The 24,064-nt window shown below is 45.9% G+C and carries 14 protein-coding genes; 3 read left to right on the top strand and 11 right to left on the bottom strand.

The window, feature by feature from the left end; translation table 11 throughout:
• Positions 1 to 28: 28 nt before the first annotated feature.
• The 3 genes from AB4Z50_RS14330 to AB4Z50_RS14320 all read left to right on the top strand — a co-directional run bounded on the left by AB4Z50_RS14330 (position 29) and on the right by AB4Z50_RS14320 (position 13,994).
• A complete protein-coding gene (locus AB4Z50_RS14330) occupies positions 29 to 2,419 on the top strand; it encodes an alpha-L-arabinofuranosidase C-terminal domain-containing protein (RefSeq protein ID WP_441879922.1) in 2,391 nt (796 codons plus the stop codon).
• Between the two features lie 561 nt (positions 2,420 to 2,980).
• A complete protein-coding gene (locus tag AB4Z50_RS14325; RefSeq protein ID WP_441879919.1) occupies positions 2,981 to 9,313 on the top strand; it encodes a LamG-like jellyroll fold domain-containing protein in 6,333 nt (2,110 codons plus the stop codon).
• Between the two features lie 202 nt (positions 9,314 to 9,515).
• On the top strand, positions 9,516 to 13,994 hold the full coding sequence (locus tag AB4Z50_RS14320) for a LamG-like jellyroll fold domain-containing protein (RefSeq protein ID WP_441879916.1): 4,479 nt from the start codon (positions 9,516 to 9,518) through the stop codon (positions 13,992 to 13,994).
• A gap of 374 nt (positions 13,995 to 14,368) precedes the next feature.
• On the opposite strand, the gene AB4Z50_RS14315 is transcribed toward AB4Z50_RS14320, so the two are convergent.
• From AB4Z50_RS14315 to AB4Z50_RS14265, 11 genes are all read right to left on the bottom strand, one after another.
• Positions 14,369 to 15,052, bottom strand: coding sequence for an SOS response-associated peptidase (locus AB4Z50_RS14315; RefSeq protein ID WP_441879913.1), 684 nt, complete (start codon positions 15,050 to 15,052; stop codon positions 14,369 to 14,371).
• Positions 15,053 to 15,270: 218 nt separating this feature from the next.
• The gene (locus AB4Z50_RS14310) at positions 15,271 to 15,603 is read right to left on the bottom strand and encodes a YolD-like family protein (protein WP_441879910.1); all 333 of its coding nucleotides are present in this window, start codon (positions 15,601 to 15,603) and stop codon (positions 15,271 to 15,273) included.
• A complete protein-coding gene (locus AB4Z50_RS14305) occupies positions 15,600 to 16,877 on the bottom strand; it encodes a Y-family DNA polymerase (RefSeq protein WP_441879907.1) in 1,278 nt (425 codons plus the stop codon). Before AB4Z50_RS14305 ends, AB4Z50_RS14310 begins: the two co-directional genes overlap by 4 nt.
• 417 nt (positions 16,878 to 17,294) lie before the next feature.
• Positions 17,295 to 18,878, bottom strand: coding sequence for a protein kinase domain-containing protein (locus AB4Z50_RS14300; protein ID WP_441879904.1), 1,584 nt, complete (start codon positions 18,876 to 18,878; stop codon positions 17,295 to 17,297).
• Positions 18,879 to 19,165: 287 nt separating this feature from the next.
• A complete protein-coding gene (locus tag AB4Z50_RS14295) occupies positions 19,166 to 19,423 on the bottom strand; it encodes a type II toxin-antitoxin system HicB family antitoxin (protein WP_441879901.1) in 258 nt (85 codons plus the stop codon).
• 114 nt (positions 19,424 to 19,537) lie between these two features.
• The gene (locus AB4Z50_RS14290) at positions 19,538 to 19,930 is read right to left on the bottom strand and encodes a hypothetical protein (protein ID WP_441879898.1); all 393 of its coding nucleotides are present in this window, start codon (positions 19,928 to 19,930) and stop codon (positions 19,538 to 19,540) included.
• Between the two features lie 41 nt (positions 19,931 to 19,971).
• The gene (locus tag AB4Z50_RS14285) at positions 19,972 to 20,805 is read right to left on the bottom strand and encodes a phosphoadenosine phosphosulfate reductase domain-containing protein (RefSeq protein ID WP_441879895.1); all 834 of its coding nucleotides are present in this window, start codon (positions 20,803 to 20,805) and stop codon (positions 19,972 to 19,974) included.
• Position 20,806: 1 nt separating this feature from the next.
• Complete coding sequence (locus tag AB4Z50_RS14280) at positions 20,807 to 21,241, bottom strand: hypothetical protein (protein WP_441879892.1); 435 nt, start codon at positions 21,239 to 21,241, stop codon at positions 20,807 to 20,809.
• A gap of 335 nt (positions 21,242 to 21,576) precedes the next feature.
• Entirely contained in the window at positions 21,577 to 22,461 is an 885-nt protein-coding gene (locus AB4Z50_RS14275; protein ID WP_441879889.1) for a ThiF family adenylyltransferase, read from the bottom strand.
• 1 nt (position 22,462) lies between these two features.
• A complete protein-coding gene (locus AB4Z50_RS14270) occupies positions 22,463 to 23,242 on the bottom strand; it encodes a hypothetical protein (protein WP_441879886.1) in 780 nt (259 codons plus the stop codon).
• Between the two features lie 62 nt (positions 23,243 to 23,304).
• Positions 23,305 to 24,051: an HNH endonuclease signature motif containing protein gene (locus tag AB4Z50_RS14265; protein ID WP_441879883.1), complete on the bottom strand. Its 747-nt coding sequence runs from the start codon at positions 24,049 to 24,051 to the stop codon at positions 23,305 to 23,307.
• Between the last annotated feature and the right edge of the window lie 13 nt (positions 24,052 to 24,064).

Below are 24,064 nucleotides of genomic sequence, written 5' to 3'. Positions count from 1 at the left end.
AGAATATGCGAGATGAGGGAAGAGGATAATGAGTACAACAGGAACAATTTCGATATATACAAAAGAGCAAGGGGCCGCTTTGGGCGATCTGTTCGGCATATTTTTTGAGGACATTAATCATGCGGCGGATGGAGGGCTGTATGCCGAGATGGTCAGAAACCGTTCATTCGAATTCGATCCGATTGATCGGCCTGATTATGACGGCTTATCGGCATGGGAGATGGTCGAGCTGGGCGGAGGAAAGAGCAGCATACGCATAGAGCAGGCGCATCCAATCCATCCCCGTAACCCTCATTACGTTGCGGTCGAGATTATAGAGCCTGGGGATGGCGTAGGCATTAAAAATTTGGGCTTCAATTCGGGATTGCCTTATCGCGAAGATGAAACGTATACGTTCTCCATGTACGCCAGACGGAGTTCAAGCTTCGATGAGCCGGTAACGGTAAGGCTGGAGGGGATCGATGGTACGGTATACGGCGAAACGAAGGTTGCGGTCACTTCGGAGTGGAAGAAATACGAGGTCGCCGTTGCTTCTTCGGCTACTGATTTCAGCGGTAGGTTGGCCGTTGTAACCAAGGGAACGGGAACCTTGTATTTGGACATGATCTCGCTGTTTCCAACCAAGACATTTCGGAATAGACCGGGTGGAATGCGTGAGGACATCGCGACGTTGCTTGCCGACCTGAAGCCGAAATTTATGCGTTTCCCTGGCGGTTGCCTTATTCACGACGGATCGCTAAATCACCAGGACCGCGACTCCATGTACAGATGGAAAAATACGATCGGGCCTGTCGAGCAAAGACCGCCGAGGAAGAACAACTGGCGATATCATCAGACGCTGGGTTTAGGATATTTGGAATATTTTCAATTGTGCCAAGATATCGGAGCAAAGCCGATTCCGATTCTGCCGGCTGGAAGCGATCCGCATAGCCAGCGTTATGTTCCGATTGACGAGCTGGGCCCATGGATCGACGATGCGCTCGATCTCATTGAATTCGCGAACGGAGATGTTTCTACCGAGTGGGGGAGCTTGCGCGCGCTGCTCGGCCATCCTGAGCCCTTCAATCTGGCGTATATCGGCATAGGTAATGAAGAGATCGGTGAGCCGTTCTTTGAGCGGTATACCTATTTCCATCAAGCTATTAAAGCAAAGTATCCCGACATTAAGATCATTAATTCAAGCGGTCCGTTCGCTGCCGGCGGAGAATATGAACGCGGATGGCGTTCCGCGCGGGACAACGGCTCGGATTTCGTAGACGAACATTATTATCAGTCTCCGGACTGGTTACTGGCTCACTATCATCGGTACGATTCCTTCAGCGCCGATGATCCTAAAGTGTTTCTAGGCGAATATGCTTCCTGGGGAAATACGTATTACAATGCACTTGTTGAAGCGGCTTTTATGACCGGACTCGAGAAAAACGCTCATGCTGTCGGTTTGGCATGTTATGCTCCGCTGCTGTGCAACGTGGATTATGTGGACTGGAAACCGGATTTGATTTGGTTCAATAATCATCATGTGTTCGGTACGGCCAATTACTATGTTCAGCAATTGTTCATGCATCATCAAGGCGACCATTTGCTGCGCATTGAAACCGAAGGATTTGCTGCTCCAGCCCAACCGTCAATCAACTTAGACCGACTAGATGGAAAGCTGTTGGTAGGGGCGAATCTTTGTGAAGCGGTTTATCGCGATATTCGCTTGATCAACCACGAGACTGGCGAAGTGAAGTCGATGACGGATAAAGTCGTAATTGGGGAAACGGAAGCTGACCGGCGTCTCAGCTCTGAATTAGGCCGAAATGCGGTAGTCGGCGAGACGGATTTGAAAACCTACTCGCTGAGGATGAAGGCAACAAGGACAAATGGTTCGAGAGGATTTATTATGTACTTCGGTTATCAGGATGACGCCAATTATGTGATGTGGGAAGCGGGCAGCCATTCAAACCAGGAATCGATGATTCACGCCGGCTCGAACGGGTACAGAGGTTGTCTGACACAAAGTTTATTCTCTGCAGAGACCGGCGTGGAGTATGATCTGGAAGTGCGAGTAGACGGACGTAGAATACGTACGTATATTGATGGTGTTCTGATCAATGACACCCAGCACCTTGCACCAGTTATCGAGCCGCTGTACTGCTCTTCGAGTATGGACGCGGCAACTGGGGAGATCATAGTCAAAGTCGTGAACGTACAGGGCGCGGACGTACAGTCGCAACTTCAGTTTGCAGACTTGGATGCGGACCACTTTTCGATCGATATATACGAGATGTCGGGTTACGAGCTGGATGAGACGAACAGCTTTGAAGAGCCGAAGAAGATTGCTCCAAAGTATAAGAGCTTGCTAACGTCAGGTAATCAAATAAGCTACGAGTTCCCTAAGCATTCAGTTACTGTGTTCCGGGTTAGGAAAGGATGACCGTTATCTCTGTTATCCGACAGAATCCCCATAGAATTCGAATAAATAAATAATTGTGAGAAGGATGCTGTTCAGTGCGGCATCCTTCTCATGCTGTGATACTGGAATCTGGGTACGTGAGGAAATGGTACTGCATGACTCAATGACATGCCAATAGTCCAACATTTTCAAGCAATGTTTCAACACTATTGAATAGGGGATGCAATTAGAATGAAACTGAATTACCGGACACGGTAATCCCCCGCATGCGACTAGTTTAAGAAAGGAGTAAATTACATCTACAAGTGAAAGCGCTTCAAATCGAATGCAATAGATCGGGAGGTGAGCTTTTGGCATGGAATTGTAAGCGATTTGCACGATACCCATAGTCTGCAACGGAGAAGATATATTGCAGCAATATTATGTAAGCGTTCTCTTGTCAAAATAAATATTACTTGGTGATAAAACCTACCTCTAAACGTGGTCGTTTATCTTCGAAAGGCTTCAATAGAGGTTTTCTCAATCTGTAATTGATTAGGGCAAGAGAGTAATTTGAAGAAATATTATATCTGGAGGAACGAGATGACATTCATAAATGTTAATACGCAATCGCGCAGGATGATAGCGCTTATGCTCTCCCTGATAATGCTGTTCTCTCTGGCATTGCCTGTGCATGCTGAAGAGTCCGCAAGTTCGGGTGAGTCTGTTACGGAGTCTACTTACGCGCAGACTGTAACGAAGTCTACTTACGAAAGTACTCCGAAGCCGATTGTTTACGAGTTTGAAGGGAACACCGACAGCACAGGCGGATCGGCGAACGGCACGGTGACCGGAACCGCCTCATACGTGGACGGGGTCGTCGGGCAAGCGATAAGCCTGAATGGCTCTTATGTGTCGCTGCCTGCCGACCATCCGATGTCAGGCTACGAAGCCATTTCGATATCGACATGGGTGAACTGGAAAGGCGGAGCCGACTGGCAGAGACTGTTCGACTTCGGTAAAGGCACAAACAACTATATGTTCCTGACCCCGAAAAGAGGGAGCCTTATGCGGTTCGCCATTAAAAACGGCGGTGCCGAGCAAGTTGTCGATACGGCTCAGTTGCAAATCGGGCAATGGACACATGTGGCTCTGACACTGGGAGGCGGAGCGGTTAAGCTTTATGTAAATGGTCAATTGAAGGCAACGAATAATAATGTCACGATCAAGCCAAGCGATTTTGCGCCGAATTTGAACTATATCGGGAAAAGCCAATTCGCTTCCGATGCATTGTTCAACGGCTTGGTTGACGAATTCCGTATTTATGACTATTCCTTAAGCGCGGAAGAGATTGAAAGGGTTTACAAAGAGTCCAATTTCGATTCCGCGCTGAATAAAGCTGGAAAAATCATTGCGGTTGGCCAGCAGTACTACTCGGACGAAACTTGGGCTGTATTGCTGGAAGTTAACGATCGCGCGGAGTACTTGAAAGTGGACCCTGAAGCGACGCAGGAGCAGTTGGACGCAATGGCTGCTGAATTGCTTGCAGCTATACAAGGTTTGTCCGAGCCTTTGCCGACCCTCGTCAACAATACAGGCACAGCGCTTGTTCATCCTGCCGTCAGTGTGGCGCCAGCGGATCTGATACGCATACGGGAGCATATCCGCAATAAAGAACAGCCGTGGTACGGATATTTCGAAAACTTTGCGGCCAGTTCGTTCGCGTCCAAATCGTACGGGATCAGAATCGATAAAAATCCGTCCGCTGGTTTTGACGCACTTGAGGCGAACTACACCTACGACAACTATAGCACCAGCCTCTTTAATGGCGCAATGACGCAGGATGCCACTGCAGCGTACTATCAGTCAATTATGTATTTCATGACAGGGGATCCCGACTATCGGGAGAAAGCGATGCGGATCGTCCTGTTATGGGGCAGTCTGGATCCAGCTAAGGCGAAGTATGTAACCGATGCGCATATTCACAACGGGCCGCCAATGTATTATATGAATGCGGCTGCCGAATTGCTGCGTTATACGAGCACCAATCGCGAGAATTTGCAATGGAAGGACGAGTATTCCGAAAATTACAGCACAAACTTTCTGGAACCGCCGCTTCGGCTTTGGATGAATCGAAATACGAATTGGATGAACCAGCACCAAACGACCATAATGGCTCAATTATCTTCCCATATATTCATGGATAACAAGGCCGAGTACGAGCGTTCGTTGGAGTATGCAACCGTAAATGCCGCAACTCCTGCAGATCAAAAATATCATGACGGCTCCTTTGCCAACGGCATGTTCGAGTTTATCGTCGACCACGAAGGGAATGTTTTGGACGAACCGGTAGTGGCTGTCAAGGAGATGGTGCGGGATCAGCCGCATTCCTATGATAACATTGAAGGAATGGCCATTCTGGCTCAAACCATTGCCGCACAAGGCACCTTGCTTGATCCGGTTGACGGTACAGCAACGACGAACGCGGATGGAGTCGACGTTTATTCCTTTATGGACGATAGGCTACTTAAAGGAACCAATTTCTACTATAAATATAATATGGGCTATAAGGTGCCGTTTAACGACGGCAACAATAATCCGATCAGTTCGGACAGACGCGGACGTATAGGCGGACGCGAGGACTACTATTACATTTATAAATACGACAAAGGCTACAGCGATGAAGATCCGGATTTTAAGTATGTAGCTGAACAAATGTATCGGACTTGGGAAATTTTTGGTCTGACCGTAAACGATATGTGGCTCTATATTCCCGACGCTGCTTTAGGCCAACCTGTTCCGGCGGTTGTAACTGCGGAGAACGGCAGTGCGGTTCCTTATCAGTTCGAGACAAGGTTTACTCCGTTTAACGACGGCATTACAAGGACAAATGATGCGAATAACGATGCAATCCGTGTGGAGGCGACAGGTGCGGATTCCAGGTTCGTTGTTTTCGGTGCAGGCGTCTGGCGAAACGGCAATCTGGCTTTCCGAATCAAAAGCAATGCCATGACGACCTTGAAATTCCATGCCAATCATGGCAAGGATGCGTTCGCTTCGGTCATCCTTCCTGATACCGGAGAGGAATGGAAATATGTGATCGTCAACTTGAGTACAGTGAAAGGCACCGACTTCCAGGCCGACTCCATCATTTATTTCAATGTCATCGGCGAGACCGGAGAATATGTGGAGTTTGATCATATGCTGGTAAATAGCACAACGGTGAAAAATCCTCTCTTCAGCGGAGGCGTAAACGTTCTGCATTTCGACACTTACCAGTCGGGGCAAATGCAATATGACCTATCCAATTCCGCAAGCAATACAGGGCAAAGCATTACGTACGCTGTCGTGGAGGAAGCAGGGTTTGCAAGCGAAGCCAATATTCAAGTAAGTTCCGCGGGCATACTGTCCGGAACGATTCCGGAATCCATGCCAGCAGGCGATTATACCTTCCATATGACGGCTACCAATGGCACATCCATTAATGTGCTTGCCGTTACCGTTACACTAGCAGGCAACTATGCAGAGGCTATCGATCAAACGATCGAGTCTTACGACTCCGCTCAAGTGTACGAAACGTCAAGCTTTACTGTATTCAAGCAAGCGCTTGATGCGGCGCTCGTCCTGATCGAATCCGGAGACGAAGCGGACAGGAATGAAGCGTTGCTTGCTCTGAAGGCAGCTGTTAGCGGACTCCGTTTGTTGAATCCGTTGATAGAGGACGGAGCGCTGGATTTGTCGGGCATCGCGGTCGGGGCGCCGGACAGCGCCAATGTCAGCGGGGCTTCGCTGGTAGACGGCCATGCTTCTGGCGTTCCAATCAGGTGGATTGTTGACAGTAAGATGTTTACGATCGATTTTGGCGAGGGCTTTAAGGTTAAACCGCGCGAAATGAAGATATTGGCAGACGGCGGTTTCCCGGATCGGTCAGAGGGAGCAATCATTCTGGCATCCAATGACTATACGAACTGGGTGCGCATCTCTGACGATATGTCGCTTTACACGACAGACTGGTTTACGTATTCGATCATAGACGAATACAAGGATAACGGCTTCCGTTTTTACCGATTAAAAGATCTTACCGCAGGCGTATTGAACAAAGATGATTATACGGAGGATCAGCCGTTCACCATCGCCGATCTTCACATTTTTGGAGAACGATATGAAACGGTTAATAAGCTGAAGGATATAGTATTGAAAGTGGAGAACGCCGTTCCCGTTCAGGATACTCTTGTTGTTGCGCCAAGAGCGGGTACGAGGGACAAGGTCATTCTCACATTCAAGGAAACCGAGCCTGTTTCCGATATCGAAGCGACGATTCAGGGTGAGCCCGTTGCTGTCATACCGAACGGAGATGGTTCCTATACTGCGGAGTATACGGTCCATGAGGGATCGAAGTCCGGTTATGTCGCCATTACGCTGGATTATACCTATGAGGATGGCAAAGCTGCCGATACGATTTATTCCTATCCGGAGACACTGCTTACGGATCCGATGACCAATACGGTTGTTTCGCAGAAAATATTAGTTTCCAACACATCCAATGAAATTTCCTTGCAAATAAAGCCGTTCTTAAAAGGCTCGGACAATACGCTGGATGCGAATGAAGTCAATTATTTGTTCGACGGCAAAGTATCTACTTTCTCTGATGTAAGGTTTAGTAACGGAGGTTGGGGATATTATGAGTTGGATTTCGGAGCGGATAAATTGATGAAGCTGGACCGAATCGAGATTCTGGGTCGTCCCGGCTTTCCTGGAAGAGCGGGAGCCGTTAGCGTAAGCGCTTCTGTTGACGGGATAGCATGGAGCGCGATTTCCGAGGTTTCGAAAAGCTACAGCTATAACATTTGGCAGCCGATCAACGTATTGGATCGATATAAGGATGCAGGCTTCCGTTATGTGCGTATTTATGGAGGCAACTGGTTCGGCAATATTTCGGAGCTGCGAGTATTCGGGGAAGCTGGTGATAATCTGGAGGTTTACCTGCCGGAGCACACGATCACAACAGCGGCTAATGATCCGGCAGCCGGTACGACCTTGGCGTATATTAATACGAACGGTTTGCCGCCTGCTCCGGAGCCGCCTGCGGATGCGGGTACCTCGTTGACCTTGTACGATGATGCGACATCCGTCACGGTCGTAGCGATTCCGAACGAAGGCTACGAATTTGTGAAATGGGTGGAACCGTCAGAAAGCTACGGGCTTGCAGCTGATTATTTGTGGACAAAATATCCCGTATTCAATCTGACTACCTATGCCGGCGGTTATTTGGGGGGAGGTAAGACCTACAATGTCGCAAGAGACTGGAATCTGAAGGCCGTCTTTAGAAAAAAAGTAGAATCTGATGCCACGCTGTCCAGCTTGGCATTGGGCGAAGTATCGCTGATCCCGGCATTTCAACAAGACGTAACAAGCTACTCTGCCAGTGTGCCTGCAAGCACATCAACCATTAATGTCACGACGGTTGCAAGCCAAGATGCGGCCACAGTACAGATTAACGGTATTGTGGTGGAAAGCGGAAGCTCGCACAATGTTGAGCTTGCCGGCGAAAGCACCATACTTCAGATTTTAGTAACGGCAGAAGATGGAACGGAGAAGCTGTACTACGTCACGATCAATAAGGAAATAGCGGCAACGATTGATCCGGTCGAGCCGAGCGGCAAGAACGGTTGGTATACGTCTCCAGTAACGGTGACTCTGTCTCCTGCGGATTTTGCGGAATACAGTTTGAATGGCGGGAGCTCCTGGACTGCCTATAATGCGTCATTGGTCTTTGATCAAGAGGGAACGCATCTTGTACAGTACCGCCGTTCCGTTAATACGGGAGAGACGGGTTCGGTCGAGATCAAGTTAGATCAGACGGCTCCACAGGCAACTATTGTCGGGGAGCAGACTTACACGATCGATCAGACGGTCAGCATCACGTGCAGTGCGCTGGACTCCGAATCCGGCGTGACTTACTCGCCGTGCGATTCACCGCTCGTGTATGTAAAGGCATATACGCTAGAGCCGGACCTTCACAACGTAACGGCGGAAGCGGAAGATGCCGCCGGAAACCGGGGATCGACCGTACATTCGTATAGCATAGTGGCGACATTCGACAGCCTGTCTGCGTTGACCGGTACGTTCGCGGCCGAGACCGGCGCTGCGGGGTCTCAGCAGGTTGCAGCATCGCTTAAGCAGCAGTTGGCTAACGCCAAAGCGAAAGCCGAGCAGCGCAAAGGCGCGGAAGCCCGCGAACTGCTGAAAGCGTATATCGTGGAAGTGAACAAGCAAAGCGGCAAAGTGTTTACGGCCGAACAGGCGGCGGCGCTGGTCCGTTGGGCACAGTGGCTGCACGACATAACACCGCTTGCCGGTAGCGCTCCGGGGAAACCGGTTCTGTCCGACAACAATGGGCATAACATGGGCCTGAAGAATGGCAACTATACCGTCACGATGAATCTATGGTGGGGGAACAACGGTACCGAATTCAAGCTGTACGAGAACGGCGTGCTGATCCATACACAAACGCTGACGGACAGCTCGCCGGAGGCGCAAACCGTGAAGAAGGATATTGCGGGCAAAACGAACGGAACTTACACGTATACATGTGAGCTGAGGAACAGCTTCGGCACGACGAAATGCGACCCGCGTGTCGTCAAAGTCACTGACGCTGCTCCGGGTAAGCCGGTGCTGTCCCATGACAATTGGGACGGCGATGGGAATTATGGCGTCACGATGAACCTGTGGTGGGGGACGAACGGTTCCGATTACCGCCTGTACGAGAACGGAGTACTGATTGACACGCAGACGCTGAGCAAAGCGTCGCCGAATGCCCAAAAGGCGGTCACGAATATCACCGGCAAGGCGCCGGGGGTGTTCGAATACCGCGCCGTATTGCATAATGCAGCGGGCGAGACGTCTAGCGAGACGATCACCGTTACCGTCAATTAAGAAAATTGACATCCTAGAAGAAAACATTTCCGCTGCCGTCCAAGCATCTAATGTCTTGACGGCTTCAAGGGATGCTCCGATTGCGATTTTTGCTTCCGGGCATCCCTTGTTTTATAAAGAAAGCCGGATCAAACGAATGCCAAGTTAGACAGGGGTTGTTTTGCCGTTCTCTCGAATCCATCTAACCAAGGAGGAAAATAATATGGTTCTCCCTAACTATAAGGAAAGAAAACTCTATCATCGGATTATTTTCGGTATGCTTTGTTTTATTTTGGCAGTAACAAGCTATTTCGGTTTGGGGAGCGGCGTTACCGCGAATGCGGCTATTTCACCGCTGATCACTTCTTACAAGCCGCAGGTGCAAAATGTTGATGTGAATGCTTCCTATACCGATTCTTCGGGGAACACGATATCGGAAACCATCCACCATCCGGGCATTGCCATGAGACAGGCGGATTTGGACAATATGCGCGATCATGTAAGAGCAGGCGACGAGCCTTGGAATACAGCATTTAATACTTTCGCCAGTGATGCGCAGTCCAGCAAGACTCCACCCATCTATTATCAGGTCGGGAATGATATATTCGTCAATATTCTTGGCCCTTGGGCGTTTACTGACGCCAACGGCGTCTATTGGTCCAATCCCAGCGATTATGTAGGAACCCGTGCCAATACGGATTCTCAAACCGCTTTCATGCAGGCGATTATGTGGTATATTACCGGCGATGAAGCTTACCGTTCCAATGCCATTTATATCATAAGAACCTATTCTGCAATCGAGTCTGTCGTTCCACATACAAGCTTTCGTTTTGCAACGATGACGTATTTGCTCGCGGCCGCGGCAGAAATATTACGCTATTCCGATACCCAGACGGAGAGTCTGAAATGGACCGCTGAGGATACCGCGAATCTAACCAATGCTATGAGTCTCCTTTCCGTTACTTATAACGCTCATAACTTTTTTATGAATCAGCATCAATTCACGGTTGGAGGAACGATGGCAAGAGCCATCTTTACCAATGACTTGCAGCTTTATGCGGAGGCCGTAGAAGCAACGACGGTGAATTCCACAGGCGATCAAGGAGGAAGAAACGGTTCGATTAAGTATCAGATGCGCATGATGACGACTAATGAAGTAACAGGAGCAGCATTGGACCCGTCGGACTATCACGTCCAGGAAATAGAAATGGGACGCGATGTGGGGCACTCTTACGCCGATATCGCCGGACTGTCTACATTGGCACAAATGATCTATGCGCAAGGCACGAAAGTTGATCCGGTAAATGGAACGATGTCTACGGCCGCTAATGGGGTGAATGTATTCAATTTCCTGGATGACCGGTTGTTGGCAGGCACGTCATATGTTCTGAAGTATCATCTGGGTTATGATGTGTTATGGACGCCTGCATGGGCAAACCAAAGCAGTACGAATCAATATTACAATACGATCAACGCAGACTACAGAGGCAGAATCGATGCTTACTTCAGTGTTTTATATAACTACTATAAATATATCGAACAACGGGATATGACTGGGGAAAAATATAAATATTTGGCCTATGCTTATGAGACGAGAATGCCGGAAGTTGCAAGTAAAGATTATCCGCTTGCTACTTTGTTGTACACGTCTGATGCCGCTAAGACGGTCGGCCTCGGCAACCAGAAAATTTTGGGCGGAATAACAGGGTTAGCGGCAACGATGGAAGGCTCGAATGCGATCAATTTAAATTGGACGGCTGTACCGGGGGCACTTGGTTATAACGTATATCGATCCACAGCGCCGGATGGGACTTATACAAAGATCAACAGCGCGCCATTTACGGCAGAATCTTATAGCGACACCGGATTAACGCCTAATTCGATTTACTATTATCAGATAGGTGTAGCTGGTGGATCGATGTCAGCTGTCGTTTCGGCAACAACAGGAGGAACCGGCGTTCCGGCTTTGGATGCAAGCAGTTATACCATTATGGTGAATGATACGCATCATACAGTATTAAAGATCTTGTATCCGGACAGGAGCAGCCAGGATCTTACCGGTCAAGCAAGCTACTCTTCATCTAACCCAGCGGTGGCGACCGTGGATACGGCAGGTATAGTTACGGGGGCAAGTATTGGTACAGCTACGATAACAGCTACCTACAACGGACAGATTTACAATGCCATATTAAAAGTAGTAGCAGATACTAGTTTAAATACTTGGTATAAATTTGACGAAACGAGCGGAACTATAGTCGCAGATTCGTCCGGATACGGGAATAACGGGACAATCAACGGCGGTACGAATGCAACGTGGTCAACAGGTATATATGGCAATGCGATTACCTTTAGCGGAACGAATACGACCGGGGCTTATGTGGCGCTGCCAGGCAATATTGTGGATAATTTAGCAAGTATGACCGTTGCGGCTTGGGTGAACAGCAGTAATACGGCTGATCAGATTAGCTTATTTACGGCCGGACCGGCGGTTGCCGCAACGCCAACAAAATACATGATGATGCTCCTTAAGGGAAGCCGATTTACGATTACCGCTAATGGTAATACGGCGGAGCAAAGTATTTCACAGGGAGGCAACGTAACCGCTGACATGTGGAAGCATATTGCAGTTACGCTATCCGGCAGTACGGGTACTTTGTATATAGACGGAGTACAGGTAGCAACCAATACGGGTATGACTTTTAAACCTTCCGATTTGGCACCGACGACCAGCGGAAATTTTATCGGAAAATCGGAATGGAATGGAGACAAATATTTGAAAGGGCGGGTTGACGATTTTAGAATCTATAACCGTGCATTAAGTTTATCTGAAGTTACAAGTGTGATGAATGGGCAAACATTGGCAACCGTACCGACAGCGCCAACGGGCGTAACGGCGGCAACAGTGGATTACAACTCGATCAACCTGAGCTGGTCGGCAGTAACGGGAGCAACAGGGTACAATGTATACATGTCTGACTCTTCCGCCGTTAATGCTGTTTATACGAAGGTAAATACGGATGTGATTACAGGAACATCCTTTGCCGGCAAAGGATTAAAATCGTATAAAACATACCATTTTAAAGTAACTTCGGTAAATGCGCTGGGGGAATCCGGCATATCGGTTATTGCTTCTGCAACGACTTCAAATGCCATGCCGGATTCAAGCTTAATAGCCTGGTATAAATTTGACGAAACTAGCGGGACCGCAGCCGTAGACGCATCCGGATATGGGAATAGCGGTACGATCAATGGCGGGTTTCTTGCAACGTGGATAGCAGGCAAATACGGGAATGCCATTGCCTTCGGAGGAGCAAATACCGATGCGGCCTATGTGGCGCTGCCGGGTAATATTACGGATGATTTGAGCAGTATGACATTTGCCGCATGGGTTAAGTCCAGTAATACGGCTAATCCGATCAGCTTATTTACTGCCGGGCCGGTAGCTGCCGCTACTCCAACGAAATATATGATGATGCTGCTTAATGGAAGCCGATTTACGATTTCCGCTAATGGCAATACGGTGGAACAGAGTATTTCAGCGGGCGGTAATGTAACCGCTAACACTTGGAAGCATATTGCAGTTACGCTATCCGGCAGCACGGGTATTTTGTATATAGACGGGGTACAAGCAGCAACCAATACGGGGATGACGATAAAACCTTCCGATTTGGCGCCAACCGCCAGCGGAAACTTTATAGGGAAATCGGAATGGACAGGAGATAAATATTTGAAGGGGCAGGTTGATGACTTTAGAATCTATAACCGCGCTATTAGCCCATCAGAAGTTACGAGTGTGATGAACGGGGAAACATTAGCCGTACCGACAGTGCCGACAGACGTGTCAGCCAAGGCGTTTAGCGGTTTGACAATGAATTTGAACTGGACGGCTTCTACGAATGCCACCAGTTATAACGTCAAGCGTGCAACTGCCAGCGGCGGGCCATATACTACCATAGCTACGGGCGTACTTGGAACAAGCTATACGGATTCAGGCTTGACTGCCGGTGCCTCGTATTATTACGTCTTAAGCGCCGTTAATCCAGGTCATGAAAGCGCGAATTCTAGCGTAGCCGGTGCAACTTTGCCTATCGTGCAGCTTCAATTTGACGAAACAAGCGGAACAACGGCAGCCGATGCCACTGGCAGCGGTTGGAACGGCATTCTTGTGGGCGGCTCGTCACGGGCTGATGGAAAAAGCGGCAACGCAGTAGATCTGGACGGGATAAACGACTATGTCACTCTTCCTGCCGGCGTTGTCTCCAATGCTGACAATGCCACCATTGCGGCTTGGGTTTATCTGGATTCCGTGAGCAACTGGATGCGGATTTTTGATTTTGGTTCCGGAACGTCTACCTATATGTTCCTCACGCCGAAAAACGCAGCTAATGGTAAAATCCGCTTTACAATAAAGAACAATGGCTCGAATGAGCAAATTATCGATGGTACGTCGGGGTTGGCAGCAGGAGGTTGGCATCATGTTGCCGTAACATTAAATGGCGCAACAGGCAGCCTCTACGTTGACGGCGTCAATGTAGGGAGCAATAACGCTATGACTTTTAAACCATCCCATATGGGTTCTACCACGCAAAATTGGATCGGCCGCTCCCAGTACAATGATCCATACCTCAATGGGCGAGTGGATGACTTCCGTATTTATAACAAAGTTCTTGCTGCGGGTGAGATTGCAGCGCTTGCTCAGTAAATTTTCAAGAAGCTATTCGGTATTTAGCACGGCGCGGAAGTGATACAAATATGTTTATAAAATTGAAATGGGGCCAAGGAGGAATCTTGGCCCCATGTGCCTTGGCTGTGCGACCGGGCAACAAGAGACGGACAGTCTCTAATTTAATTTTGCAGGCAAATAACCGTAGTCGGTAATTTTTATCGACTACGGTTATTTTTTTTGGTATCAATCCGGATTATAAATAAAAGGGGGGAAACGCGATATTTGATGTGTCAGGATAAGGCCTAAAGCCAATATAGTGACATATGTACAAAATGCGCCTTTTGTGCAGTAGTGCGTTAAAGCGTTAACTGATTAAACTGTCAACCTGGTTTTTGCTTGAGTTGAATACTTTAGAGTGAATTCAGAGGGATCTCCTCTATTAATGAAGAACTCGTGTTTTTCACATTTCCTACCTCTCTTGATACAGGGTATTTAATCATTTGGTCAGCGGGGTATGGTCTTAGCAAGCTTAATACTTCTTCAATATTATCAACGTTTGGGTTCAACCATTCAGCAGCAGCCGTATCTGATAAAATGACGGGCATACGATTGTGAACTTGTGAAACAATCTGATTAGGGGTTGTCGTTATAATTGTGCAACTTCGAATTTCTTCACCACTAGAATCACGCCAAATATCATACAAACCAGCGAATGCATAAACTTTTTTTGTCGCCAACTGAAACCGATAGGGCTGCTTAGTACCTCCTACCTCTTGTTCCCATTCATAGAAGCCATTGCTCACGATTAAAATCCGATTTCGTTTTAATAAATGACGAAATGCCGGCTTCTTTTCAATGCCCTCTGCACGGGCATTAATCGTTTTGTACGCTATCTTTGAATCCTTGCTCCAGAAAGGAATTAACCCCCATTTAAACCCTTCTAGCACCCTTTTACCCTCTCGTTCAATTACACCAGGGATCAGCTGCGTTGGCGCTACATTATATCTTTTGGAGTAATCATATTTCTTTTCATCTACCGAGAAAGTTTCTAGAATTTCCTCTAGCTCTGCTGTAATTGTAAACCGACCACACATTAAATATCCCTCCTTCTCTTATATTTACCTTATATCCTGCAGGTTAATCAGAATGCAGTATGAGATTTCAGAAGTTTAATAAATATCCTTCGTATAACTGTACATAACAAAAAGAGCCCTGCATTTTAGAGTAGGCCTCTTTTGCATTGAGTGCTGTCGCGCCTTGCAACACTTCAATTACCTTATTCTATTGATTTTAATCACATAGTAGAACCTCTTTAATTCTTAATCTGGATGTTTATGATCGATTGAAGCGGGATATTGAAAGATTCCTTCCCAGCAACGGATTCTATTTTTATAATTTGAGTGTTTAAATCAACTTTACGAACTAGACCCATCACCATGCAATTGCGCTTATTACTGTGATAAGTTATGGAAATTTCACGGTTGTACTCGAGTGCCAGTGAGATCGTTTCTTGCAACGTATCTAGCATTTGTTCGTCTAATTCTGGTTGCTTAACATCGTCTTCTGCAACATATAATTGGGCAATTCTTTGTTTGTGTTGAGGAATAAGGAATGGAGCCCACTTTATTCGGCCGCGATCTTTCATGATTTATGACCTCCTACTTTCCCGCTCCGATCTATAACTGTTCCGCCATCGGTTAGGCTACGAGCCCAAACAACTGATGCTGTTCCGTACTTATTACGAATCTCATCCATCGTTGACATAAGTTGTCGCTCTTTTGAATCATCTTCAAATAGATCGAGCTGCGCAATATCATCCGTTGATAAATTGGTTAGACCAACATGAATGTTACGAACAGGTCGTTTGACATCATTCTGATAAAAGAGTACCTTACATACTTCAAATATTTTCCGAGTCAAATTTGTCGGTGTTGCGATCGTGCGAGATATACTGAATCCGCCTCCCCCAACGTCATCTGAGTATCCAATGGAGAGTGATATAGTCCTTCCATTCATTTTTACTTCGCGTGCCCGGCGAGCTACTTCTTCAGTTTGGTCGAGCAGAGCGGTAATGATATCTTCACCCTCGTAATTACGCATTAAAGTAATGCCGCTCCCAAAACCTTTCTGAGTGATGGCATTTTGATCTAATTTAGGTTTAAAATAGGGATTAGTTAAATCAATTCCGCGTGCATGAAAAACGAGTTGTTCTCCAATGACACCAAATTTCGCTTTCATCTTGGGAAGATTGGCATTTGCTAAATCACCAATCGTATAAATTCCTAATCGGTTAAGATTACGTTCCATTTGTCGTCCTACTCCCCAGCAGTCACGGATTGGAAATTTCCACATTAGGTCAGGGAATGTTTCGTATGTGACCTCAGCGATATATCCAGTCTCTTCACTATGCTTACTTATGCAATCAAGACAGCTCTTACTCTGAAAATAGTTCTGTCCGATTCCTATGGCTGTTGGTAAACCGAGCTCTGATTTAAGCGTTTTTTGAATTGTTTTGGCTGCCGTCCACTTGTCACCAAACAGACTCTGAGAGTCATACGTGTAAAAAATTTCATCAATGGAATAAATTGAAATACATTCCATTGGTCCGAAACGATTCAGGATTTTTGGAACTTGCATGGAGAAATCTATATACGTATTCATCCTGGCTTCTACAACATGAATCCGTGGATCCTGAGGAATTTCAAAAAGCCGAGAGCCTGTTTTAATTTTGTACGTTGATTTCATTAATGGACTGGAAGCCAGAACAATTGAACCACGCCTAGATAAATCTCCAACTACTACTAAATAAGTTGTTAGAGGATCTAGACCACGCAGCACACACTCAACAGAAGCATAGTAACTTTTGAAATCAATACACAAAATGTCATATCTAGGTAGCTTGCTGATATCAAAATCCATCGTATCCCTCCAAATTGGAACATATGTTCTTATAGTATATGTTAGGGACAACGTTTTATACAAATGTAAATTTATCTCATACTACACCAGCGCAGCTGTAACCTGTTTGCAGAACCCCTTCTTTTTAACACAAAAAGAGCCGCTCATATGAGTGGCTCTCGTTGGTCTATTGTGGGAGAGCAAGCTCCCTTACTTACTACCATGCGCTGCAGGAGCAGATCCTGGAATCTGTCACCGAACTGCAGCAGGAGGTCGGCCTTAGAGCGGGGCTGACAGCCCGTGGTATAGAAGCCGGAGTACGATTAAGCGACCGGCGGCAGATGCCTGCGGTAGCACCGGCAGAAGCACCCGGCAGGTGTATTTCACTAAGAAGCAGATTGCTTATAAATGTGTTCCAATACCTTTGTCCCTATATGGTTATTCAAGAGCTAAGGCGAGGCGAATATCTGTCTCATTCATGGTGATAAGCTCTTGAAGTAGTGCTAGATTGTTGTCATTTATCGGATTAAGAGCGGCTAGAGTACGGAAATGTTTCCCTAAAATCGGATGAATATACACAGATTGTAGGCACTCCATGTACGTTCGGAACTCATCAGTAGTTAATTCAGCGTGTCTTCCATCATAGGTTTTTTGGATACTATTATAGATTGATCCTTTGAAGACAATGAGAAATACCCCGCTATACCACCTATAAATGTGCATTAAGTGTTGATATTTCGGCATGTCTGGACGATAAAATCCTCTAGGAGAAACATAAAGGAGTTCTGAGGGTGGTCCATTAATACCTAAATTCTGAAGGTATTTGATGACTTTGGGAAATTTAGGATCAAGGATATCAAACTCCAACCGAAAATAACTAAAGAGCGGATCGTCATTGGGGACTTCCCATACCAATCGCTTTAGTTTAAACACATGCTTAATACCAAAGCCAAAAGAAAGTGAAATCATGTTGGGTTCTTTTAGCCAGGTTGCGTGTTCGACACTAACTGAGTCCATTCCCCCACCCTGGGGCACAAATGTATGATTAAAATTCAAGTGAGTGAGCTTTTGTAATATTTCAACCACTTGTGTGGCATCTCTCCATATTAACGTACTCGGTGCCTTTTCCTTGAGGAGAGTGCGCTCGATGTATTGCCAAAGACTTTTAGATGCTTTATGCTCGTCTTTAGCAGTCTCCTCCCACACATTAAATCGCTCCAAAAACGATTTCATCGTCGGCCGTTTTGCAGGATCTTCAAAAGTTGCATCTGCTAAGAGGTCATAGAGCTCAACAAAATGCTGTTCGAAATGAATCAGCTGAAGCTTATGATTTTCTAAAGGATTAAATTGGCCGTCGAAGGCGAATTCCTCATTTGTTAAGATCATCCAAGCTGTTTTGGCAAAGGAATATACATCTGCAGGGCGATGATCACTTTCAAAATTGGAGTTTATTCTTAGTTCTGGAGCCACCGTTTTTCGATTTCCAATGAGCTCATCATCGGGTGTGATATGCTCCTTTTCGGGATATGCAAGCAAACCCAAATCACTTAAACAATAACAGTCATTATAGAATAAGATATTTTCAGGTTTGATGTCTCGATGACTGTGCTCACGAGCATGCAAGGCTACGAGGACTTGAGCGAGCTCTCGCACAATGGCAGTAAGTTCATAAATATCAAGTTTCTTTTTTATTATATCGGATAAAGGCACAGCTAGGGGCATGACGAGAAAGTAGCTATGTTTTGGATCACATTCAAATTCAAGAATGGGAATGAGGCCACGCATCCCTTCTTGAATGAGTTGTTGGCCTTTACGCGCTTCGATTTCAAATCGTTTTAGCCGTCGCTCGGTTGTCTTTTCGCTATCAGTTTCAATTTTTTTTGGCATTTTTTGTATTGAAATTTTAAGAGCAAATTGCTCCCCATTTTCCTTTGTTGCACGGTATACTTTGCCGCTCCCCCCTTTGCCAAGTAGATCTTTTTTATCGTCGTACAAATAATCTTTGAGTTTCTTTTCGCTCAAATCGGTCACCTTCATCCTTTTTTCTAACTCTATATTAGACTGGATGTGTAAAGCAAGCGTAAATCGTCGCCCTATATGAGTGTAGACTCGACTCTATCATGGCCTAACAGGCGCTTCAGGAGGAGTGCGAGTTGCTACTTAATATCGAAGTTGGTAGTCGCCGGCTAACCGATCTCGTTGAGCCGGATCAGCTGGCCGCCAACTTAGGATATTCGATAACTTTATTTTCTTCCGACAGAAATAAAAAGGCCCCATTTACCAGGGGCGGCGGTTTCTATTAAGAATAATTACTTCTTAACAGGTAGAGGAATATGAATCATTTCCATAATTGCGTTGTTATCCTTAGGGATTTCCCTGCCGTCGTTCATGCGTGCTTCCAGTTCCATTAACAACAAATCTTTTGCATTTTCTCTTACTTCCTCAAGAGTATCACCGTGAACACCAAGTCTTAGAGCAGGGATGTAGGCAATGAAGTCGTTTTGTACGTTGTCTCCCTCGATCATCACTTGAAATACTAATTCATTATTATCATTTTGTTTAGACATAATATAATAACCTCCTCGTTTTTTATAAGTAGTAGGTTCCGGATTAAACGGGCACCTAGTTGGAGAACCGAAGCGATATTGTCTGCTTCCATTCTCCTCAAGGTGTCCGTTGCTTTATCCAGCTGCTTGCTGAAGATGATCACTGAGATTCTTCTGGTGTTTGTACTCGTACACTCGGCGAATCTCGCCAGTAATTACATTTAGAACATAAAGCCGATCAGATGGGTTTTGCTTTTTATTCTCCAGCACGGTCTGGCCTTGTAACCATTCGCGTTGAAAGGATAGCACTTGTTTCATGTCGTTGAGTGGAAAAAGATGTGTTCCGCAATCGTATACATACCAAGCGAATAGTCCCGGATCGTTACATCTTTCTATTGAAAGGCGATCGTTAATTTCAAAATCCGAAAGGAATTTTGGATTGACGATAACAGATCGAGCAATGTTCTGCATTTTATCAAACAAAATGGGGAGTTGATTATTAGGTTTTTTTTCCTTGAATATGGACACGGTATTACCTCCTAATTAAATATGAATATATGAGATTGGCTTCAAAATAAAGGCAATTGATCCTCTTTGATGAAAGCTGATAGCGAATGTGATTTTCCATCCTTACTTTTCATGGTGTGTCCGATATCTTGCTCCATCTGCTTTAGATACTCCCAATCTTCCGGATACAGCTTTGATGTTTGCTGCAGCTCCGAACAGGTATTGAAAATGCAGAATTTGCAAGAGCAGCGAGAGACCCATTCATAACAAGGGTGTAACTCAATATCATGATCTGCGGCCAACTGGCGGACCTGGCTTTTGAGCATGTCCTTAATCGGTTTCAACCAGTGGACGACTCGATTCTTTCTTCCAACCGCGTGTGAAGTGTGCAACTGAAACACATTCTTCGCTGCTCGTTCAGTAGATTCTTCCGAACGTTCGCCAGTCAGCAAGAGAATCTTACAATCATCGAATTGACGAACCCATTTCGCATACACATCTCGTTTCATGTATGAAGTACAGAATCGGCATTTTGAGTCTGGAAACATGCCACGATCGCGAATTCTTTCTTCGAGACTCATGTCACCCCATATAACTATCATGGGGATTTCCAGAGTTTTGCTTAAATACTCCAGGTACTCATCGGTTTGTGGCCAATCAAACAATTGTCTCTTTGATTTATCGTTTGGATCGCCATCGACACGCATGTGAACCATTTTGATTTTATCCTTTGGAATGTGATATCCGTGTATGGCAATCAACACGGTAGCTACGCTATCAGCCCCTCCAGATACATTCACATGTACCTCATCATACTCATGAAGCGGGAGCATTTCAGAAGGCAGTACCGGCAGAACATAATCTTCTGCACTTCGTTTTATTTTCCAATCCTTCACGTTAACCGGCATTGGTTGCATCCGCTCCTTCCGTGAAGGAGAACAGAAATTCGTTTTGATCGGTTGTTTCTTGAGGGTGAAGTACGAATGCCCCTTCAGGTGAGAACAATAGGCCATATTGACCGCGTGAGAGATTGAACGACATATTCAACTTGTCATACCTGAGTCGGTCACCTGCGCGTAGCAGAGCGTCTTCTATGCTCTTTCGGTATTCGGGTTGCAGAGCATCCTCCATACAAAAATATGTGACCTGATGGGATCGCGCTGTTACCCAACCTCTGGGGTTACTTTTGCGGCTTGGTTTGACCTCAGTTTCCCAATGACCTTGAATAATGACATATTGACCTTGGTAACAGCAGGACTGAACGTGAATACTCCAACAGCCTTTTTGCAGGTAAAAATGGACTATCGCTTTGTATCCCTTTGAAGACGCCAATTGATAACCTCCTGTTTTGGGCAAAAAAAAAGCTATAGAAACACAAAAAGACACCAAAGGTGTCATGCGTCTCCATAGCTAAAAAAGCCCTAATATATATACCGGGTTCCCCCGGTTCACACCTTCTTTGTCGAATTTCAGCGACAAAGATAATCGAATCACAATGTAATAAGACAATATTAGTATATTTGTCTTGCTTCGTCAATTAAAAAGAGAAGAAGTTGTCGAATGTATATGAAGACAGCTATTTCCTGCACATAAGTGAAAAGGACGCTATCGCGTCCCTTTCGGTTTTTAGCTATAAAAATAAAATGCTCAGTGCAAAATAATTAACGTCATACGTTGCGGTTAGGGTTCATTGTAGCCTCATCCACATAAACTGGACGGCAATTACCTGTCCTACTGGAAAAATTAGAAACATGGATCAGAATGCTATCAGAAGCAAATAGCTCATTGATAACGGTAGATATCTGTAAAGCAGCATTCTCGTTTGAGATCATGCGTTGAGGCTGGTAGGGTTCGACGCCGCAGCTGTGAGATGGTGGAATCGCATCCTTAGCATCTATTGGATAAACTTCATCAAGAGGCGGTAGGATGACCTTCCCTTTTTTCTTCAAGCCTACGACGACTTGACCCGAATAACCACTATCGACATGCTCCTGTCTTTCTTCTTTCGTCCATTTTTCGGGCTCTCTGTTCCCACTGGGTATAAAAACACCTTCGATACCTGCGTCAATGTAGATCAGGTCATCGGACTTTTGGAAGTAATCATTCATAATCTTGCGGGAGAAGTCATTATCAACTGCCCCGATCAACACCTTCTGAAGATGCTTGCCACTTGTTTTTAAGTAATCAGTATGTGAGAAGAGGCTATCCAGTTGTTCGATCGATTCGATATATGCTTCGGAGTATGATCCTATTTTCAATCCGTAAGTCCCACCATATCGCTTTGCCAGTACATCAGCTTTTTTCTTTCCGATATCGGTGCCGATAAATGGCTGCCGAAGTAGATTTTTTTCTTCTACAGTATCCGGATCAGCAAGCATGAGAAATGAGGATACGCCTGTAAATGCACTCATCATTTTAGCAATACGCTGTACGGCGTAGCCCCCGTTTCCTCCACAGCCAATCATTACGATGTAATAGTATATCTTGGATATTTTTGATTCTCCGTAAGCTTGAACTGGATCTTTATCGTGATACCCGAGTATATTAATCATATTAAATTCCTCCATTAGTTAATTGTCTAAATTTCATATGAACACGTTTGTTCCATCCTTCTGGATAAGAAACAGGATCAAGCACTTTTATCTTATCCTCTGGATAGTTTCCTTCAACAATGGCGTTAGGCTTGATGGGAATAAATCGACCGGCTACCCCAGCACGGGTGCAAAGATCGTAAGTGATCTGACAGACTCCCTGCTGCAGGCGCCCAACCACACCGTATAACATTGTACCTAACTCATCTTCATTGTCTACGTTGCTGAAGTATGCTTCCATTGTGTTATGAGAATGGATTTCCGCAACCTTGATATAGTGCAACGGAACTTCACTATAATGTGGATCGATGGAAACCTTTGTAACAATTTGGAATGGTACATCCAGGACGTAACGTTCATCTTCCGTATCCCAATAGAAAACGCCCATTACTTCAACTTCGTGCATGGCGTAATCTGAAAAGAACGAAATCAATTGTGCAAATAGATATTCCGGTATCTTCGGCAGCTTCATCTTGAATCCATCGTGGCAAGACTCTAATTCCTCTACTATAGGTGCCTTAGCGATGAATACACCAATTGCATTTTCACGTACTTCGTAATACCCATCTCGTGCAGCAAGTATGTTGATAGGTTCTATCTTTTCAAAGAGATCTTTTGATCGAAAAAAGAAGCCTTTCAGCCCTTGGCTGAATGAGGCTCCTTTTTTACCGCCGGTGACCATGGGGCAGATGATGTTCTTCTTCTGTAACGATAGGTAAGAGTAGACGTTGGCTTTACCCATTACGCCTCTCTTTTCCCCCGTTTCACACCGTGCGTGCGACTTTCATCGCACACGGCGCTCCATCAACAGGTCTGTAGCGAGCCCTCCAACTTTTCTCTGAAATCAACGATTTTACCCCAAAACTTCTTACCCAGATAACCGTAGTCGTCACTGCAATGGATCATGCGGTGACAGCTGCTATGGACACTGGCGAGGTTCATTACGCGATTAACAAGAGCCATGGGTAGATTCGGGTTAATATGGTGAATATGTACGTTCTCGGGAAAAAGTTCCTCCGAGCATATCCTACATTTGCCCTTGTCTCGCCTAAAGGCATACGGTCGGTTGAGGAAGTATTCAAAGTTGTACAGTTTCTTGGTCATTCCGAGGCTAATTAACCGAGAGAATTCAAGACTGAGCAATTCATCGGCTTTAGATGATACCGACTTTTTGCCTGTACGCATTGCGTATATTTCCCTTCCTTCCAGCGAATAAGGTGTTTCCTCCTGAATTTTGTAGTCCATTCCCCGCCATTTGCAGAAGCTAAGGGCGGTTATACCGACTAGATGCCCGTTATACTCGATAGCGGGAATCTTTTGCGTATATGTGGCATGGACAGATTGAAGGTTACTGACCTCATTAGCAGGAACGAATTTTCCGCCGAATCGTTTGATAGCCTTATAGCTGGCGTGGACTAGAAAAGCACTTGGCTTCTTTAAGTCCACATTGACCCATGTTGCAATCTCGTAGTATTGGATTATTCCACGGATTTTAGAGTTCAGGTTGTTGATTTCGTCGACCAGACCTTCCTTGAGGGTTTTGTTACCCATCAGTCGGAAGCCC

The organism is Paenibacillus sp. 2TAB26 (assembly GCF_052115145.1).
Taxonomy (GTDB): domain Bacteria; phylum Bacillota; class Bacilli; order Paenibacillales; family Paenibacillaceae; genus Pristimantibacillus.
The sequence above is the reverse complement of the archived record's forward strand: the minus strand, read 5'-3'. Positions and strand labels throughout refer to the sequence as shown.

Excerpts from the sequence above, each read along its gene's own strand:
- AB4Z50_RS14330 (WP_441879922.1), top strand. The coding sequence starts at position 29 with ATGAGTACAACAGGAACAATTTCGATATATACAAAAGAGCAAGGGGCC.
- AB4Z50_RS14325 (WP_441879919.1), top strand. The coding sequence starts at position 2,981 with ATGACATTCATAAATGTTAATACGCAATCGCGCAGGATGATAGCGCTT.
- AB4Z50_RS14320 (WP_441879916.1), top strand. The coding sequence starts at position 9,516 with ATGGTTCTCCCTAACTATAAGGAAAGAAAACTCTATCATCGGATTATT.
- AB4Z50_RS14315 (WP_441879913.1), bottom strand. The coding sequence starts at position 15,052 with ATGTGTGGTCGGTTTACAATTACAGCAGAGCTAGAGGAAATTCTAGAA.
- AB4Z50_RS14310 (WP_441879910.1), bottom strand. The coding sequence starts at position 15,603 with ATGAAAGATCGCGGCCGAATAAAGTGGGCTCCATTCCTTATTCCTCAA.
- AB4Z50_RS14305 (WP_441879907.1), bottom strand. The coding sequence starts at position 16,877 with ATGGATTTTGATATCAGCAAGCTACCTAGATATGACATTTTGTGTATT.
- AB4Z50_RS14295 (WP_441879901.1), bottom strand. The coding sequence starts at position 19,423 with ATGTCTAAACAAAATGATAATAATGAATTAGTATTTCAAGTGATGATC.
- AB4Z50_RS14275 (WP_441879889.1), bottom strand. The coding sequence starts at position 22,461 with ATGATTAATATACTCGGGTATCACGATAAAGATCCAGTTCAAGCTTAC.
- AB4Z50_RS14270 (WP_441879886.1), bottom strand. The coding sequence starts at position 23,242 with ATGGGTAAAGCCAACGTCTACTCTTACCTATCGTTACAGAAGAAGAAC.
- AB4Z50_RS14265 (WP_441879883.1), bottom strand. The coding sequence starts at position 24,051 with ATGGGTAACAAAACCCTCAAGGAAGGTCTGGTCGACGAAATCAACAAC.